A 16,773-nucleotide genomic window follows, 5' to 3' on the forward strand; every position below is an offset into this window, starting at 1 on the left:
ACCCGCTTCGGACCCGGAGGACCCTCATTCGCCCCTCCCGTGCCTCAGGGCGCCTCGATGCCGCCGTCGGGGCGGCGCACCCGCGCCGACCAGCGTTCGTGCAGATGGGTGACCGGCGGGTACTTCGCCGCGACCCGCTCGTCCAGCTCGATGCCCCAGCCCGGGGCGTCGTTCGGGTAGAGGTAGCCGTTACGGGTCACCAGCGTGCCGGGGAAGACCTCCCGGGCGGCGTCGTCGTACTCGTGACCCTCCTGGATGCCGAACGCGGGCGTGGTGACGTCGAGCGCCACGTTCGCCGCCGCACCGACCGGGGAGACGTCGGCCGGCGCGTGCCAGGCGGTCTTCACCCCGGTCAGTTCGCAGAGCGCCACCAACTTGCGGGTGGGGGTCAGCCCGCCGACCGCGGTGATGTGCAACCGGAGCAGGTCCACCCCGCCGCCCAGGACCAGCCGGGCGGCGTCCGCGACCGAGCTGACCTGTTCGCCGACCGCGATCGGCACCGGCGATTCGGCGCGGATCTGCGGCAGCCGGTCGTACTCCTCGGGTGCGATCACGTCTTCCAGGAAGAACAACCGGTACGGCTCCAGCGCGCGAGCCAGCAGCACCACCTGCTTCGGGGTGAGCCGGCTGTGTACGTCGTGCAGCAGCTCGACCTCCTCGCCCAGCTCGTCGCGGGCGGCGGCGAACAACGCCGGGGTGGTCCGCAGGTACTGCTGCACGTCCCAGCCGTCCGGGTACGGCTGCCCCGGATACCCGCCGCCCACCGCGGGAGCGCCGTACGCGCCCAGGCCCGGCTGACCCACCTGCAGGCGGATGTGCCGGTAGCCGGCCGCCATGAACTCCCGCGCCTGCTCCAGGGTTTCCGCCACGGTCGCCCCGCCCGCGTGGATGTAACACTGGGCGGCGGTGCGGACCCGCCCGCCGAGCAGTTCGTAGACCGGCATCCCGGCCCGCTTGCCGGCGATGTCCCACAGCGCCAGGTCCACCCCGGCGAGCGCGTTGTTGGTCACCGGGCCGTTGCGCCAGTACGACGAGAAGTGGACCATCCGGAAAATGTCCTCGATGTCGGCCGGGTGCCGGCCGATCAGCATCGGGGCCACGTGCTGCTCGATGGTGGCGACGACGGCGGTGAACCGCTGGGTGAAGGTGGCGCAGCCGAGCCCGTACAGGCCGGGTTCGTTGGTGTCGATCCGGACCACCACCAGCGGCGGACCCTCGGGCGCGGTGACGATCGCCCGTACCCGGGTGATCCGCAGGCCGTCCCGGGCCGGCCAGGGCGCCTGGGTCTCGGGCAGTACGGGCAGTTCGGCCTCGGTCATCGATCCTCTTCGGCTCGTACGGGCACGCCGACCCGGCGGCGTGGTGGGGTGAGGGGACGGTAGCCGGCGTCAGGACAACAGCGCCGGGTCGGCCACGAACCGGTGCTCCGGTTCGAAGCCCAGCACCTCCCGGGCCGCCTGGGTGTCGATCGCCGAGGTCCGTCCGGGCAGGTTTGCCCGCCGGGGCACGTCGGGGTGGTAGCGGTCGAGCAGTTCCGCGGTCGGGAACGGGGCGAGGATGTCGTCGGCGGCGACGAAGAGCACGTGCGCTCCGGGCCCGGGCCGGGTGAGCCCGAGCCAGCAGGCCCGCGCCGCGTCGCGTACGTCGAGGTAGCTCCAGAGATCCTTGGCGCCGGAACCCGGGTCCTGCGCGAACTCGGCGGCCCGGCGGGCCAGCCGGTCGTCGTGCTGGCCGACGAACGGGAACCGGAGCGCGACGACGCTGCCACCGTGACGGCGGGCCATCATCTCGGCGGTCGCCTCGTCGGTCTGCTTGCTCAGCGCGTACGCCTCGGTCACCTGCAACGGCAGCCGCTCGTCGACCGGCACGTACGCGGGGTGCAGCTCGACCTCCGCCCAGGGCAGGCCGGTGACGGAGAAGCTGGACGCGATCACGGCGTGCCGTACGCCGGCCCGGCCGGCCTCCTCGAGCACGGCGAAGGTCGCCCGGGTGTTGCGGGTGAACACCGCGTGCGCGGTGTCCAGGTGCGGCGCCGGGATCGCCGCCAGGTGCACCACGGCGTCCACGCCGGCCAGCGCGGATCGGACGATCTCCGGGTCGCCGGCGTCGCCGACCACGACCCGGTTGGCCGCCAGGTCGTCGGCGTCCTCCAGGACGAGGGCGGTCGCCGGCACGCCCCGGTCGGCGAGGTCGGCCAGGACCGCGCGGCCGATCAGTCCGGCCGCGCCGGTCACCAGGACCCGTTGCGGATCTGCGCTGGTCACGTCTGTGGTGCCTTTCGTCGGGCGGTGGTGCGGTCCCGGTTCCACGGTGGAGCGGGCCGAGCGGTAGGTGCGTCGGGGCGGAGGCTATTGCGCGCCCCGCGGTTCGATGCCGAGCGCGTGGCACGCCTCGCGGTACATCCGGACCACCTCGCGGCGTACCTCGGCGCGTTCGGTCAGCCGGTCCCGGAACGGGATCCGGACCGGCACGATGATGCCGTCGACGGCGGCGTCGAACTCGATGCCGTCCGCGTCCAGGCCGCTGACCCGGGCACCGGTCGCCGCCGGTTGGCCGCCGAGCGTACGGCAGATGAGCAGCGAGTCGTCGGCATGGTCGTCATTCATGTGGCGACCGATCGCGGCGACCACCTCCGGGGTGAAGACGTCCGTGTCGCTCATGCCGCCACCCGGTCCGGCCCACCCGGCGCCCGCCCGAGTTCGGCGAGTACGGCGGTGTTGTACCGGTACGCGAGGCGTACCTCGCCGACCACCGCGACCCGCTGCGATTCGTCCAGCGGCAGCGTGTCCAGGAGGTCGCGGTACGCCTGTTTGTAGGCGCGCGGGTCGGGGATCGCCGGGAACCGGTAGAACGTCGCGCCGGGGCCGTCGCCCAACTGGTAGGTACGGGCCAGGGCCCTGCCGATCGCCAGCCCGCCGGAGAGGTCGCCCAGGTAGCGGGTGTAGTGGTGGGCGACGAACCCGACCGGCCAGGTCTCGCCGACGCTGCTGATCCGGTCGACGTACTCCTGTGTGGTCGGATTCGTGGGGATCCGGTCGGCCCAGTCCGCCCCGACGAGGAACTCCAGGTCGGTGACGAGTGCGGGCAGCCGGGTCAGCCGGTCGTCGACGAACCGACCGACCACCGGGTGGTCGCGCACCCGGTCGGCGACGGATTCCAGCGCCCGGTAGATCGCGTGGTGCTGGGCCACCAGCGTGGCGTAGCCGGCGTGGTCGAGTTCACCGGCGATCAGCGCGGAGACGTACTTTTCGGACTCGGCGGCCTGATGCTCGGACCAGGTCGCCTGACGTAGCCGGACGGAGAACGGCTCGTCTGTCGTACTCATGGGCTACCTCCGGGTGCGGGGGCGAGCGTCGCGTACAACCAGTATCGATCAGAGCACGCGTGGCGCGGCCAGTCGCCGGGCGGCGAGTTCGGCGAGCAGGGCGGCCCCGTCGGCCAGCACGCTGTCGTCGAACGCGGCGCGGGGCGAGTGGTTGCTCGGCGCGGTCTTCGGGTCGTCGCCGGCACAGGCGCCGAGGAAGACGTACGCCCCCGGCACCAGGTCCAGTACGCGGGAGAAGTCCTCGGAGCCGGTCATCGGGTTGGTCAGGTCCTCGAACCGCTCCGGGCCGAACACGTCGCGTACGGTCGCGGCCGCGAACTCGTGCTCGGTGACGTCGTTGACCGTCGCCGGGTACTCCTGCTCGAACCGGACCTCGACCCGCATCCCGTGCGCGGCGGCGATGTGCTCGCACAGTGCGACCGCGTACTCGCCCGCCTGTGCGTTCGTGGCGGAGGAGAAGCTCCGTACGGTCGCCTCGAAGTTCGCGTCGTCCGGGATGATGTTGCGTCGGGTGCCGGCCTGGAACACCCCGACGGTCAGCACCACCGGGTCGAACACGTCGAACCGCCGGGTGACCATCGCCTGCAACGCGGTGACCATCTCGGCGGCGACCGGGATCGGGTCGAGCGTGTGATGCGGGGTGGAGCCGTGCCCGCCGGCCCCGACGACCCGGACGAACAGTCCGGCGGACGCGGCCATCAGTGGCCCGGGCCGGGAGGAGAAGACGCCCCGGCCGAGGGTCCCGGAGAGCACGTGCAGCCCGTACGCGGCGCTGACCGGCCGACCGGCGGCGGTCAGCACCCCTTCGGAGATCATGTGGCTGGCGCCGTCGAAGCCCTCCTCGCCGGGCTGGAACATGAACACCACGTCACCGGCGAGTTCGTCGCGTCGGGCGCTGAGCAGTCGGGCGGCCCCGACCAGTCCGGCGGTGTGCAGGTCGTGGCCGCAGGCGTGCATGACGCCGTCGTGCCGGGAGGTGTAGGGCAGGCCGGTGTTCTCGGCGACGGGCAGGGCGTCCATGTCGCCCCGGAGCAGCACCGCCGGGCCGGGTCGGCCGCCGCGCAGCACCGCGGTGATCGAGGTGAGGTCGGTGCCGGTGCTGATCTCCAGCGGCAGCGGGGCGAGCGCGGCGAGCACCCGTTCCTGGGTCCGCGGCAGGTGCAGGCCGATCTCCGGGATCTGGTGCAGTTCGCGGCGCAGTGCCGCCAACTCGTCCTGCAGTGTCGCGGCGTCCTCGCGCAGGCCCATCTTCTCCCCATCTCCGCCGCCGACGGGCACCGGTCCGACCGGTGCACCGGTGCCGGGCAGCTCACCGGTCGAATCCTAACGACCTTGAAGCGCGGTGCACCCGTACCGATCAAGGAGCTTGCCCACGGCGGCGGCCGGGTCCGGTGTCACCGGTGCTGACGGCGCCAGGCGGTTTCCCGCGCCTCGCTCGCCAGACGCTCCTCCAGCACGGCTTCCCGGATGCTGCGCCGGGAGCCGCGGAGCAGGACGAGTTCGCTGCCGACCAGCGCGACGCTCACCGCGGCCAGCAGGCCCAGCGACACCAACGCCGGTACCTGGATGGCGAGCGGGATCAGCGCGGCGGTCAGTACGACGGCACCGACCCGGGTCCAGGTCACCGTGCCGAGCATGCGCGCCTGGAAACCGAGGTGGCCGAGCAGGTAGAGCACCATGCCGCCGTACAGCAGGGTGACGGCGATCGGGTGCATCGGGACATGGGAGATCTTCGGGTCGCCGATGTGCTTGAGTGCTTCCTTGCCGCCGAGCGACAGCAGCATCAGCCCGGCGATCATCGGCAGGTGCAGGTAGATGTAGGCGTCCCGGGCTAGCATCACCCGCTGCAGCCCGTGCGCGGCGTGCAGTGCCTGCTCGGCGGCGAGCGCCACGATGTCGAAGTACGCCCACCAGAGGGCGACGGTCACCACGATGCCGAGCACCGCGGCGATGATCAGCGGCCAGGTGATCGGATGGGGGAGTTGGGTGCCACCCACCCCGACCGAGATGATCAGCTCGCCGAACGCGACCAGCAGGATCAGCGAGAACCTTTCGGCCCAGTGGTCGGCCGAGGCGATCCGCCAGCCGCTTGCCGCGCCCAGGAAGCCGGCGCCGTATTCGACCAGTACGGCGAGCATCCAGAAACCGATCTGGGTCCAGGTACGGGCCGACCCCTCCGGCAGATGCTGCGGTACCAGTGCGGCGAGCAGCAGGAACGCGGTGGCGACCACGATCGTCGCGCTCACCCGGGGCAACTGCGCGCGCAACTGCGGCTGGTCGGCGGCGATGTGCCACTGCAACACCACGAACAGGATCCGGATCACGAAGTAGCAGCAGGCGAAGACGAGTGGGCCGGACAGGCCGCCGGGGATGTCGACGAAGGCCTCCGAGATGGTCAGGGCCACGACGAAGATCGCGGCCATGACCGTGAACAGCACCACCGGCACCATTCCCTCGCTGGCGCGGATCGAGTTGCCGGCCCAGGCGTAGGCGATCCAGCACCACCAGAGCAGCGAGATGATCAGCAGGGCGTGCAGCAGTCCGATGCCGGTGAGGTTGTCGGTGGTCGCCCGGGCGATGTTGAAGAAGGCGTAGACGAAGACCAGGTCGAAGAAGAGTTCCAGGCGGTTGACCCGAGTGCCCTCCCCGGCGGCCCGGATCCGCAGCGGTCGCCGCGCCTCTCTCTTGCCCACCCCGCGAGTCTGGCAGCCCGTACGCCCCGAATAGGGGGTCTTGCCCGACTCTTTACGAGCCGGCCACGCGATGACCGGCTGCGTTACGAGCCGGCTCTGATCAGGAGCCGGCCTCGGTGGGCAGCAGGTGACGGACCTGCGGGGCACCTTCGGCGAGCGCCACCGCCCGCTGCTCCGCCTCCCGGTCCGTACCGGTCAGTCGGCCGCCGTGCTGACGCAGGTGCTCGTCCCAGGAGGGGAGTTGGTAGACCTCGACGAAGCAGGCCGGTGACTCGCCCTCGCGGTACAGACCCCACCGGGTCGCGCCGGTACGCTGCCGCGAGCCCCGTACCAGCTCCATCGCGTCGACGAACTCCCGCTCGTGCTCGGCCCGCACCACGTACGTCACCAGGACCACCACCGGTCCGATCCGCGGGTCGGGTTCGTGGGTCAGCCGCAGCGCCGGCCAGTACGCCTCCGGGTCCTGGTTGTTGCCACGCAGGTCCGGCAGGGGCCAGAGACGTACCGTCACCGCGCCGAGCACCATCAGCACGGCCGCGGCAAGGTGCGCGGCGACCAGCCCGGCCATGTCGCCGACCACGCCCCAGGCCAGCGCGCCGATCGCCTGCCCACCGGCGAAGACCACCTGGTACACCGCGAGCCCCCGGGCGCGTACCCAGCCGGGCAGGTAGAGCTGGATCTCCGCGTTCAGGTTCGACAGCACGGTCACCCAGGCCAGCCCGGCCGGGACCAGTGCGACCAGCACCACCGGCAGGCTCGACACGAGCGCCACCACGACCAGCGCCAGGCCGTAGAGCAGCCCGGCGGTGAGCAGGAACTGGCCGGCGGTCAGGTGTACCCGTACCCAGGGCAGGATCAGCCCACCGGCGATCGCGCCGACGCCGAGGGCGGCGAGCAGCACCCCGTACCCGCTGGAGTTCAGGTGCAGTTGCCGGTTGGCCACCAGCGGCAGCAGCGCCCACAACGCGCTGCCGGGTACGAGGAACAGCAGCGCCCGCAGCAGCAGCCGGCGGACCACCGGGGAGTGGCGGACGAACCGCCCGCCAGCGCGCAGGGCGGCGGTGAACCGCTCCGGCACCTCGACCGCGCGCGCGTGGTCCGTACGCCAGCGCAGCAGCGCGAACCCGAAGACCAGTACGGTGATCGCGTTGATCGCGAAGACCGGCGCCACACCCGCCCGGGCGATCAGCAGTCCGGCGATCGCCGGGCCGATCGACCGGGCCGCGTTGACGCTGATCGAGCCGAGTGCCGAGGCGGACTGCAACTGGTTACGCGGCACCAGTTCCGGGATGATCGCCGCCCAGCACGGCAGCGTCAGCGCCTGCCCGACGCCGATCGCGAAGGTGAGGGTGAGCAGCAGCGCCGGTGGCATCCGGCCGGTCGCGGTCAGGATGGTCAGCAGCAGGCCGACGGCGGCGAGGTAGACCTGCACCGCGATCAGCAGGTGCCGGCGGTCGAACGCGTCGGCGAGCGCCCCCGCCGGCAGCGCCAGCAGCAGGATCGGCAGCATGCTCGCCGTCTGCACCAGCGAGACCAGCGTCGAGGCGTTACGTTCGTCGATCAGCAGCCACTGCGCGCCGACGGTCTGCATCCAGGTGCCGATGTTCGCGGCGAGCAGCGCCAGCCAGAGATTGCGGTACGCGGCACCGCGCAGCGGTGCCCAGGCCGAGGTGGACGGCTCGGCGGTCGCGGGTCCGGCGCTTACCACCTGCCGTCGGCGCGGAGGACTTCCTGACCCGAGAGGTACAACTCGTCCGGCTCCAGGAGCAACAGCCGTACGACTTCCCGGGCGACCTGCTCCGGTTCGGCGTAGATCTCGTCGAGGAACTCGGCGCCGACCCGTTCCTGGAGCCGGGTGTGCATCGGGCCGGGGTGGATCTGCATCACCTTGATGCCGTCGCTCCCCTCGGCCTGGGCGAGCGACTCCACCAGGCTCTTGCCGAAGTTCTTGCCGGCCCGGTAGACGGGGATGCCGGGGCGGGGTTTGTCGACCGCCATCGCCCCGATGTAGACGATGTTGCCCCGGCCCCGCTCGCGCATCCGGATCAGCGCCTCGCGCAGCAGGTACGCCGTGCCGAGCACGTTCACCTCGATGACCTTGCGCAGCGCCTCCGGCGACATCTCCTCCAGCGCCCCGCCGGCCCACATGCTGGCGCAGTGCGCCAACCCGTCGAGTGCCCCGTAGCGCCGGTTCACCTCGTCGAGCGCGTGCGAGACCTGGTCGTACGAGGAGACGTCGCAGGTCGTGCCCGCGCATTCCAACTCGCTGGTGGTGGCCGCGACCTCGTCGGCGACGTTGCCGAGGACGAACACCCGGTGGTCGGTGGTGAGCTTGCGGGCGACCTCCAACCCGAGTCCGCTGGTGCCGCCGGCCACGACGAAAGTCCTGGCGCCCATGCCCCCTCCAGCCCTGCTCCGGTGGTGCCCCGTACCCCAGACCCTGTCACCGTGGTGCCCGCTGGTGGGCGACCGAGCGGGTATGTCGCCCGAACGAGGCCCACCGTCGGGGAGAGGGCTATCCGGCGAGGCGGTCGACCGCCCGTACCACCGCGCCCGCGCCGTCCTCGGCGGCCAGGCGGGCCGCGACCGCGCGAGCCCGGTCGGCGAAGGCCGGCTCGTCGACGGCGGCCCGGATCGCGGCGGCGAGCCGGACCTGGTCGAGCCGCCCGGCTGGCACGATGTCCGGGCTGACGCCGAGTACGGCGAGCCGGGCCGCCCAGAAGGGCTGGTCGGCCATCATCGGGATCGGGATCGCCGGCACTCCGGCCCGCAGCCCGGCCGCGGTGGTGCCGCAGCCGGCGTGGTGCACGAGGGCGGCCATCCGGGGGAAGAGCCAACTGTGCGGTGCCTCCCCGATGGTGATCACGTCGTCGGTCACCGCCCGGACCGGGGCCGCCCCGTCGTCGACCTGGATCACCGCGCGTACGCCGGCCCGGCGCAGCGCGGCCGCGATCAGCGCGCGGAACTCCTCGTTGCCGCCGACCATGCTGCCGAAGCCGACGTAGACCGGGGGCGGCCCGGCGTCGAGGAAGTCGACCAGGGTCGGTGGCGGCCGCCAGCCGGGTGATTCCGCCGGCCACCAGTAGCCGACCACCTCCAGGCCGGGTCGCCAGTCTGCGGGTCGGGGCAGCACGCTGGGGCTGAAGCCGTGCAGGATCGGCCAACCCCGTGCCGTCGCGGCCTCGACCAGGGTGTGCAGCCTGGTCGGGGGGAGGCCCAACCGGGTCCGCAGCCGCCGGGAGGCGTTCGCGTAGACCCGCCGGGCGATCAGCTGACCCAGCCGGGCCGCGTTCCGGTTGCCCCAGCGGCCCAGGGACCGCGCGCCGAGCAGCATCGGCGGGAACTCCCCGGTCGGGTGGATCGGTTGCAGGAACACCCCCATGCTCGGCACACCGTGCCGCTGCGCCACCGAGTAACCCAGTGGGGCGGTGGTGGTGGAGCAGAGCAGCAGGTCCACCCCACGGTCGGCGGCGACCTGGATGCCGTCGCCGAGTTCGTCGACGAACCGGGTGCCCAGCCGGACGAACCCGGCCAGGCTGCGGGCCCCGGCGCCGAAGCGCCGCGGTCGCCGTCCGCCCGCGGCCCGCAGCGCGGCCAGGTCGCCGGGGAGTGGCGCGAAGTCCAGGCCGCAGCCGGTCACCAGGGCCGCGAAAGAGGGCTGCGCGGCGATCGTGACCCGGTGCCCGGCCGCTTGCAGCCGGGCACCCAGACCGGTGTACGGCGCCACGTCACCGCGTGATCCGGCGGTGACGATCAGCACCCGCATCGGTGCGCCGCGACCCTGTGCAGCATGCCGCGAGCCTCGCACGCGGGCGCCGGTGCGTCCGCCGGGTACGGAAATCGCGGCACCCGACGGCACCGATGTCCGGTTGGGCGTCGACCACGAGGTCGGCACGACGGCCGGAGTCATCTAGGGTTGCCGGAGACTTGGCAGGCAGCTCTACCTCTCCTTCAGGATGAAACTTCATGGTGAACCCCGCGATCCTGACCGTCGACGACGATCCCGCGGTGTCGCGTGCCGTGGCTCGTGACATCCGGCGGCGCTACGGCGACCGGTACCGGGTGGTGCGGGCCGACTCCGGCGACGCGGCACTGGCCGCGCTCCGGGAGCTCAAGCTCCGGGGCGAGCAGGTTGCCGTGCTGCTGGCCGACTACCGGATGCCGCAGATGAACGGCATCCAGTTCCTCGAAGCGGCGATGGACCTCTTTCCGCAGGCCCGGCGGGTGCTGCTGACCGCGTACGCGGACACCGACGCGGCCATCGACGCGATCAACGTGGTCGACCTCGACCATTACCTGCTCAAGCCGTGGGACCCGCCGGAGGAGAAGCTCTACCCGGTGCTCGACAACCTGATCGAGGCCTGGCTGGCCACGCCGGACGCCACGGCCACCGAAACCCGGGTGATCGGGCACCGCTGGTCCGCGCCGTCGTTCGCGATGCGCGACTTCCTGGCCCGCAACCTGGTGCCGTTCCGGTGGCTGCTCGCCGACGAACCGGAGGGTGAGCGGTTGCTGACCGCGGCCAACTTCACCGCGGCCGACGTACCGGTGGTGATCACCCCGGACGGCAAGGCACTGGCCACGCCCACCGAGGCGGACCTGGCCGCCCACGTCGGCCTGAGCACCACACCGGCATCCGACTTCTACGACGTGATCGTGGTCGGTGCCGGCCCGGCCGGGCTGGGCGCCGCGGTGTACGCCGCCTCCGAGGGCCTGCGTACGGTGCTGGTCGAGCAGCGGGCCACCGGTGGGCAGGCGGGCCAGAGCAGCCGGATCGAGAACTACCTCGGCTTCCCGGAGGGGGTGTCCGGGGCGCAGTTGACCGACCGGGCCCGCCGGCAGGCGCTGAAGTTCGGTGCGGAGATCCTCAGCACCCGTGAGGTGGTCGGCCTGGAGGCGGCCGGCACCGCCCGCCTGCTCCGGTTCGGCGACGGGACCTCGCTCGCCGCGCACTCCGCGGTGCTGGCCACCGGTGTCTCCTACCGGATGCTCGACGCGCCGGGGCTGGCCGAGCTGACCGGTCGGGGTGTCTTCTACGGCTCCGCCGCGACCGAGGCGCCCAGCTGTAGTGGCGAGGACGTCTACATCGTCGGCGGCGCGAACTCGGCCGGCCAGGCGGCGCTGCACTTCGCCCGGTACGCCCACCGGGTCAACATCGTGATCCGCGGGGACAGCCTGGCGTCGTCGATGTCCCGGTACCTGATCGAACAGGTCGAACGGACGCCCAACATCACCGTGCACCCGAACACCGAGGTGGTCGGCGGCTCGGGCGAGGAGCACCTGGAGCGGCTGACGCTGTGCCAGCGGCGTACCGGCAGCACGCGTACGGTCGACACCTCCTGGCTGTTCATCTTCATCGGGGCCGAGCCCCGGACGAACTGGCTCGACGGGGTGGTCTCCCGGGACGAGCGGGGCTTCATCGTGACCGGCCCGGCGCTGCTGCGCGACGGGCAGCGGCCGGCCGGCTGGTCGTTGCCGCGGGACCCGTACCACCTCGAATCGAGCCTGCCGGGGGTGTTCGCCGCCGGTGACGTACGGGCCGACTCGGTGAAGCGGGTCGCCTCGGCGGTCGGTGAGGGCGCCATGGCGGTCACGGTGGTACACCGGTATCTGGAGGCGCAATGAGTGACCAGGGGACCGACCGGCTGGACCGGGAGCAGTTGCGCACGCTGTTCCTGTTCGAGTCGCTGACCGACGAGCAGCTCGACTGGCTCGCCGAGCAGGGCCGGGTGGAGCGGCGCGAGGCGGAGACCTGCATCTTCGCCGAGGGCGAGCCGGCGACCTGCTTCTACGTCCTGCTCAGCGGCACCGTCATGCAGTCCGGGCGGGTACGCGGCGAGGAGGTCGAGGTCATCCGGACCAGCCAGCGGGGCGTATACGGCGGGGCGATTCGGGCGTACATGCCCGACGACCCCGACCAGCGGTACGCCAACACGCTGCGGGCGATCACCGACTGCGAGTTGTTCGTGCTGCCGGCGGAGGTGTTCGCCAAGGCGATGCGGAAGTGGTTCCCGATGGCGGTACACCTCCTGGAGGGGTTGTTCTACGGCATGCGGCGTACCCAGACGCTGCTCGGTGAGCGGGAACGGCTACTCGCCCTGGGCGCGCTTTCCGCGGGGCTGACCCACGAGCTGAACAATCCCGCCGCCGCGGCCGTACGGGCCACGTCGACGCTGCGCGGCCACGTCACCGGGATGCGGCACAAGCTCGCCATGATCGCCGACGGTCGGCTCGACGGCACCCGCCTGCACGACCTGGTCGAGTTGCAGGACGACGCGGTCAAGCGGGCGGCGACCGCCCCCGAACTCTCCGCGCTGGACGCGAGCGACGCCGAGGACACGCTGACCGACTGGCTCGACGAGCACCACTTCGCCGACGGCTGGCGGCTGGCCCCGACCCTGGTCGCCGGGGGTATCGACACCGACTGGCTGGACCAGGTCGCGCTCGCCGTCGGCGACGAGAACCTCGACCCGGCCGTCCGGTGGCTGACCTACACCGTCGAGACCGAGCAGCTCATGCGGGAGATCGACGACGCGGTCGGGCGGATCTCCGGCCTGGTCGGCGCGGCGAAGCAGTACACCCAGTTGGACCGGGCGCCGTACCAGACGGTGGACGTGCGTGACCTGCTCAACGCCACGCTCACGATCATGAAGGCGAAGATCCCGGCGGGGGTACGCAAGGAGAAGCACTACGACCCGAACCTGCCTGCCATTCCCGCGTACGCGGCGGAGCTGAACCAGGTCTGGACCAACCTGATCGACAACGCGCTCGGTGCGATGGGCGACAGCGGAACGCTCTCGGTGCGGACCAGCCGGGAAGGCGACATGCTGGTGGTCGAGATCGGGGACACCGGGCCGGGTATCCCGGACGCGATCCGAGACCGGATCTTCGAGCCGTTCTTCACCACCAAGCCGGTGGGTGAGGGGACCGGGCTGGGGCTGGACATCTCGTACCGGATCGTGGTGACCAAGCACCGGGGCGACATCCGGGTGATCTCGACGCCGGGCGACACCCGCTTCCGGGTCTACCTGCCGATCGTCCCGCCGCCGGTGGTGCTCGCCGACGCGGAGGCGCCGGCCACGGCGTAGCCCTGCGGCCGTCGCTCCCACGGGGATCGGGCCGGTCGGTCGGGAAAACGGGTTGTCCGGCCGACTACGGTGCGAAGGGTGGGTAGTGACCGAGAAAAGGTGTTGCGTACGTTTCTCAGGGACGACCGGCTGGTGATGATCCCGGCGAAGGCCGGCAAGCGGCGCGTGCTGCTGGAACACATCGTCACCGCGTTCGAGCCCGGGGTGCGGTTTCCCGAACGGGAGGTCGACGCGGTGCTGCGGGCGTTCTACGAGACGGACTGGGTGTCGCTGCGGCGTTACCTGATCGCCGAGGGGCTGATGGCCCGCGAGGACGGCTGGTACTGGCGTACCGGCGGCCCGGTCGAGCTGTGACGACCGGGCCGGGCTGAGTCGCCGCCTCAGTTACCGGTCAGCACCGGCGCCAGCGCCCTGAGCTGGGCCAACTGCTCGTCGGCGGTACGGGCGAGCGGCTGTACGCAGACGTGGTCGGCGCCGGCGTCGTGGTGCGCCCGGATCCGCTCGGCGATCTGCTCCGGCTCGCCCCAGGCCACGATCGCGTCGACCAGCTTGTCGCTGCCCCCGTCGGCGAGGTCCCGCTCGTCCCAGCCGAGTGCGCGCATGTGGTTGGCGTAGTTCGGCATGGCCAGGTAGCCGGTGGTGAAGACCCGGCCGATCGTCCTGGCCCGGTCCGGGTCGGTGGTCAACACGACGGTCTGTTCCGGCGCGAGCACCGGATCGGGCCCGAGGACCGCGCGGGCCCGGGCGGTGTGCTCGGGTGTGACGAAGTAGGGGTGGGCGCCCTCGGTGCGGCTGCCGGCCAGTTCGAGCATGCCCGACCGCAGCGCGGCCAGCATCCGGGGCACGGGAGCGGAGACCGGACCCTCGTACGGGGCGGCGTCCATGGCGTCGAGGTAGGCGCGCATCGCCGCCAGCGGCCTGCGGTAGTCGTGGCCGCGGCTGGACACGAGTGGGGCGTGACTCACACCGAGGCCGAGGATGAACCGGTCGCCGGACGCCTCGGCGAGGGCCTTCGCGCCGTTCGACGCGGCGGTGGCGTCGCGGCCCCAGATGTTGACGATGCCGGTGGCGATCATCACCTCCCGGGTGGCGTTGAGCAGGATGCCGGCGTGGACCAGCGCCTCCTTGCTGGCCGGGGTCTCGCCCACCCAGACCGTGCCGTAGCCGAGGTCCTCGAGTTCGCTGACCGCCGCACCGGCGGTGGCCGCCGACTCCTGGCCGATCCGGTTGCTCCAGACGCCGACCCGGCCCATCCGCTGCTTCAACCGGGCGAGATCCACCTCGCCGGGGCGCACCTGCTGTTCCATCCGACCTCCACCGCCTCACGTCTCCGGCCGCCGACGGCCGCTGCGCGGTCGCCCAAATTTGATCTTAGGCTCCGGGGCCCGTTCCGACCGGTCGCCGCCACCGGGACGCGAATTGACAGTGACTCGATTTTGAGAGCTACTATCATTTCAGTTCGTCTCCTACTTTCCCTGGAGTTGGCATGAAGACCCCATCCAGCCGGTGGTGGGCGCTGGCCGCCCTCGCCCTGGCCATGCTCACCATCGGGCTCGACACCACGGTGCTGACCGTGGCGATGCCGACCCTGGCCACCGACCTCGGCGCCACCACCGCCCAACTGCAGTGGTTCAGCAGCGCGTACACGCTGGTGCTGGCGGCGACCCTGCTCCCGGCCGGTGCCCTCGGCGACCGGTACGGGCGGCGCCGGCTGCTGCTCGGCGCCCTGCTGCTGTTCGGCGCCGCCTCCGTGATCTGCGCCTACGCCGGATCCGCCAACGGGTTGATCGCCGCCCGCGCGGTGCTGGGACTCGGGGCGGCGATCATGATGCCGCTCTCCATGGCCGTGCTACCGGTGATCTTCACCGACGCCGCCGAGCGGGCACGCGCCCTCACCGTCTGGGTCACCGCGACCGCCATCGGCCTGCCGCTCGGCCCGATCCTCGGCGGTTGGCTGCTGACCCACTTCTGGTGGGGTTCCATCTTCCTGATCAACGTGCCGCTGGTGGTTCTCGGCGTGATCGCGGTCGCGCTGTTCGTACCCGAATCGCGCAGTGACCGGCCCACCCCGCTCGACCTGGTCGGAGTCCTGCTCTCCTCGCTCGGCCTGCTCGGCCTGACCTACGGCTTCATCCGCGCCGGACAGGACGGCTGGAGCGACCCCGGCACCCCGCTCACCATCGCCGCCGGACTGCTCCTGCTGGTCGGGTTCGTGGCCTGGCAACGCCGTACGGCGCACCCGCTGATCGACCTCGCCCTGTTCCGCAGTCGCGGCTTCACCTGGGGCAGCATCCTCGCCACCGGAGTCAACTTCGCCCTGTTCGGGCTCCTGTTCGCGGTGCCGCAGTTCCTCCAGTCGGTCACCGGAGCGACCGCGCTCGGCACCGGAGTCCGGCTGCTGCCGCTGATCGCCGGCCTGCTCGTCGGCACCCGGCTCGCCGACCGGCTGGTCCGGACGTTCGCCCCCGGCCCGGTGCTCGCGGTCGGATTCGTGCTGCTCACCATCGGTCTCGCCCTCGGCGCGAACACGGCCACCGACACCGCCTACTGGTACACCGGTACCTGGATCGCCCTCGTCGGCGCGGGCATGGGGGTGGCCCTGCCGACGGCAATGAACGCCGCCCTCGGCGCGCTGTCCACCGAACGTTCCGGATCGGGTTCGGCGCTGATCCAGGCCCTGCGACAGGCCGGCGGCACGATCGGCGTCGCCATCCTCGGCACGATCCTGAGCTCCGGCTACCGCTCCGGGCTGGGCGACGAGGTACGGCTGCCGGTCAGCGACAGCGTCACCGCCGGGGTGGCGGTGGCACGGCAACTGGGCCGGCCCGACCTGCTCGACACGGTGCGGTCGGCGTACGTGCACGGCATGGACCTGATGCTCTGGGCCTGCGCCGGAATCTGCGTCGTCGCCGCGATAACGGCGGTGATCGTGCTGCCCCGACGGCGGCCGGCGGCGCAACCGGTGCCGGATGCGCCAGAATCTGTGCATGTCGGCTGAACCAGAGACGCTCGGGCTGCGCGAACGCAAGAAGATCCGGACCCGCGCGACGATCCGGGAGCACGCGATGCGGCTGTTCGCCGAGCAGGGTTACGCGGAGACGACGGTCGAGCAGATCGCCGAGGCGGCCGAGGTCTCACCCAGCACCCTGTTCCGGTACTTCCCGTCCAAGGAACGGCTGGTGCTGACCGACGACCTCGACCCCATCCTGCTCACCTCGTTCGTCGACCAGCCGGCCGACCTTCCGGTACTGACCGCGTTCCGGCGATCCGTCGAGTCGGTGTTCCTCCGCCTGACGCCCGAGGAGCGCGAGCAGGAGGAGGCGCGGCAACGCCTGATCTATTCGGTGCCGGAGCTGCGGGCGGCCCAGATGGACGAGCTGCTCCGGACCATCGACCTGCTGGGTCAGGCGGTGGCCGATCGGCTGGGCGGCGACGCCGACCAGTTCGAGGTACGGGTCCTCGCGGGTGCGCTGGCCGGCGCGGTGCTGGGCACCATCCGAGGCAAGCCGCCGCGGATCTCCGAACTGCTCCGGGCCATCGAAGTGCTGGAATCGGGATTCCCGCTGGTACGGGCGGTCGACGGCGCCCGTACCGGCGGTCCGGCCTGACCCGCTGCGGACACACCCGGCGACGGCGGGCTGGGCTCGGGCGCGACCGTGAACCCTGG

15 protein-coding genes are annotated in these 16,773 nt (G+C 71.9%); 5 read left to right on the forward strand and 10 right to left on the reverse strand.

The annotated features are described in order from the left end of the window. Positions 1-44 precede the first annotated feature (44 nt). The 9 genes from AB0J90_RS11810 to AB0J90_RS11850 all read right to left on the reverse strand — a co-directional run bounded on the left by AB0J90_RS11810 (position 45) and on the right by AB0J90_RS11850 (position 9,784). A complete protein-coding gene (locus tag AB0J90_RS11810) occupies positions 45-1,319 on the reverse strand; it encodes an enolase C-terminal domain-like protein (protein ID WP_363594836.1) in 1,275 nt (424 codons plus the stop codon). 69 nt (positions 1,320-1,388) lie between these two features. Beyond that, positions 1,389-2,264 carry an NAD(P)-dependent oxidoreductase gene (locus AB0J90_RS11815; RefSeq protein WP_363594838.1) on the reverse strand — a complete coding sequence of 292 codons (876 nt, stop codon included), beginning with the start codon at positions 2,262-2,264 and terminating at the stop codon, positions 1,389-1,391. A gap of 84 nt (positions 2,265-2,348) precedes the next feature. Continuing rightward, entirely contained in the window at positions 2,349-2,660 is a 312-nt protein-coding gene (locus tag AB0J90_RS11820; RefSeq protein WP_363594840.1) for a DUF2470 domain-containing protein, read from the reverse strand. Beyond that, positions 2,657-3,325 carry a biliverdin-producing heme oxygenase gene (locus AB0J90_RS11825; RefSeq protein WP_363594842.1) on the reverse strand — a complete coding sequence of 223 codons (669 nt, stop codon included), beginning with the start codon at positions 3,323-3,325 and terminating at the stop codon, positions 2,657-2,659. The genes AB0J90_RS11820 and AB0J90_RS11825 overlap by 4 nt, the downstream gene beginning before the upstream one ends. Before the next feature lie 48 nt (positions 3,326-3,373). Further along, positions 3,374-4,573 (reverse strand): M20 family metallopeptidase, encoded by a 1,200-nt coding sequence (locus AB0J90_RS11830; RefSeq protein ID WP_363594844.1) that lies wholly within the window; start codon positions 4,571-4,573, stop codon positions 3,374-3,376. Between the two features lie 146 nt (positions 4,574-4,719). Further along, positions 4,720-6,018: a low temperature requirement protein A gene (locus tag AB0J90_RS11835; protein WP_363594846.1), complete on the reverse strand. Its 1,299-nt coding sequence runs from the start codon at positions 6,016-6,018 to the stop codon at positions 4,720-4,722. 100 nt (positions 6,019-6,118) lie between these two features. Next, positions 6,119-7,726 (reverse strand): MFS transporter, encoded by a 1,608-nt coding sequence (locus AB0J90_RS11840; RefSeq protein ID WP_363594848.1) that lies wholly within the window; start codon positions 7,724-7,726, stop codon positions 6,119-6,121. Then, the gene (locus AB0J90_RS11845) at positions 7,720-8,415 is read right to left on the reverse strand and encodes an SDR family oxidoreductase (RefSeq protein WP_363594850.1); all 696 of its coding nucleotides are present in this window, start codon (positions 8,413-8,415) and stop codon (positions 7,720-7,722) included. Before AB0J90_RS11845 ends, AB0J90_RS11840 begins: the two co-directional genes overlap by 7 nt. 118 nt (positions 8,416-8,533) lie before the next feature. Further along, positions 8,534-9,784 carry a glycosyltransferase gene (locus AB0J90_RS11850; protein ID WP_363594852.1) on the reverse strand — a complete coding sequence of 417 codons (1,251 nt, stop codon included), beginning with the start codon at positions 9,782-9,784 and terminating at the stop codon, positions 8,534-8,536. Positions 9,785-9,984: 200 nt separating this feature from the next. On the opposite strand from AB0J90_RS11850, the gene AB0J90_RS11855 reads away from it, so the two are divergent. The 3 genes from AB0J90_RS11855 to AB0J90_RS11865 all read left to right on the forward strand — a co-directional run bounded on the left by AB0J90_RS11855 (position 9,985) and on the right by AB0J90_RS11865 (position 13,460). After that, positions 9,985-11,643: an FAD-dependent oxidoreductase gene (locus AB0J90_RS11855; protein ID WP_363594854.1), complete on the forward strand. Its 1,659-nt coding sequence runs from the start codon at positions 9,985-9,987 to the stop codon at positions 11,641-11,643. Continuing rightward, the gene (locus tag AB0J90_RS11860; protein WP_363594856.1) at positions 11,640-13,106 is read left to right on the forward strand and encodes an ATP-binding protein; all 1,467 of its coding nucleotides are present in this window, start codon (positions 11,640-11,642) and stop codon (positions 13,104-13,106) included. The genes AB0J90_RS11855 and AB0J90_RS11860 overlap by 4 nt, the downstream gene beginning before the upstream one ends. 78 nt (positions 13,107-13,184) lie before the next feature. Further along, the gene (locus AB0J90_RS11865; RefSeq protein WP_363594858.1) at positions 13,185-13,460 is read left to right on the forward strand and encodes a DUF2087 domain-containing protein; all 276 of its coding nucleotides are present in this window, start codon (positions 13,185-13,187) and stop codon (positions 13,458-13,460) included. A 26-nt stretch (positions 13,461-13,486) separates the two neighbouring features. Here AB0J90_RS11865 and AB0J90_RS11870 read toward each other — a convergent pair whose 3' ends face one another. Then, positions 13,487-14,413: a TIGR03620 family F420-dependent LLM class oxidoreductase gene (locus AB0J90_RS11870; RefSeq protein ID WP_363594860.1), complete on the reverse strand. Its 927-nt coding sequence runs from the start codon at positions 14,411-14,413 to the stop codon at positions 13,487-13,489. 179 nt (positions 14,414-14,592) lie between these two features. On the opposite strand from AB0J90_RS11870, the gene AB0J90_RS11875 reads away from it, so the two are divergent. Both AB0J90_RS11875 and AB0J90_RS11880 read left to right on the forward strand, forming a co-directional pair. Then, positions 14,593-16,104, forward strand: a complete 1,512-nt coding sequence (locus AB0J90_RS11875; protein WP_363594862.1) for an MFS transporter — start codon at positions 14,593-14,595, stop codon at positions 16,102-16,104. Then, positions 16,094-16,714: a TetR family transcriptional regulator gene (locus tag AB0J90_RS11880; RefSeq protein WP_363594864.1), complete on the forward strand. Its 621-nt coding sequence runs from the start codon at positions 16,094-16,096 to the stop codon at positions 16,712-16,714. Before AB0J90_RS11875 ends, AB0J90_RS11880 begins: the two co-directional genes overlap by 11 nt. Positions 16,715-16,773 lie beyond the last annotated feature (59 nt).

It is taken from the genome of Micromonospora sp. NPDC049523 (assembly GCF_040676775.1).
Lineage (GTDB): Bacteria > Actinomycetota > Actinomycetes > Mycobacteriales > Micromonosporaceae > Micromonospora_G.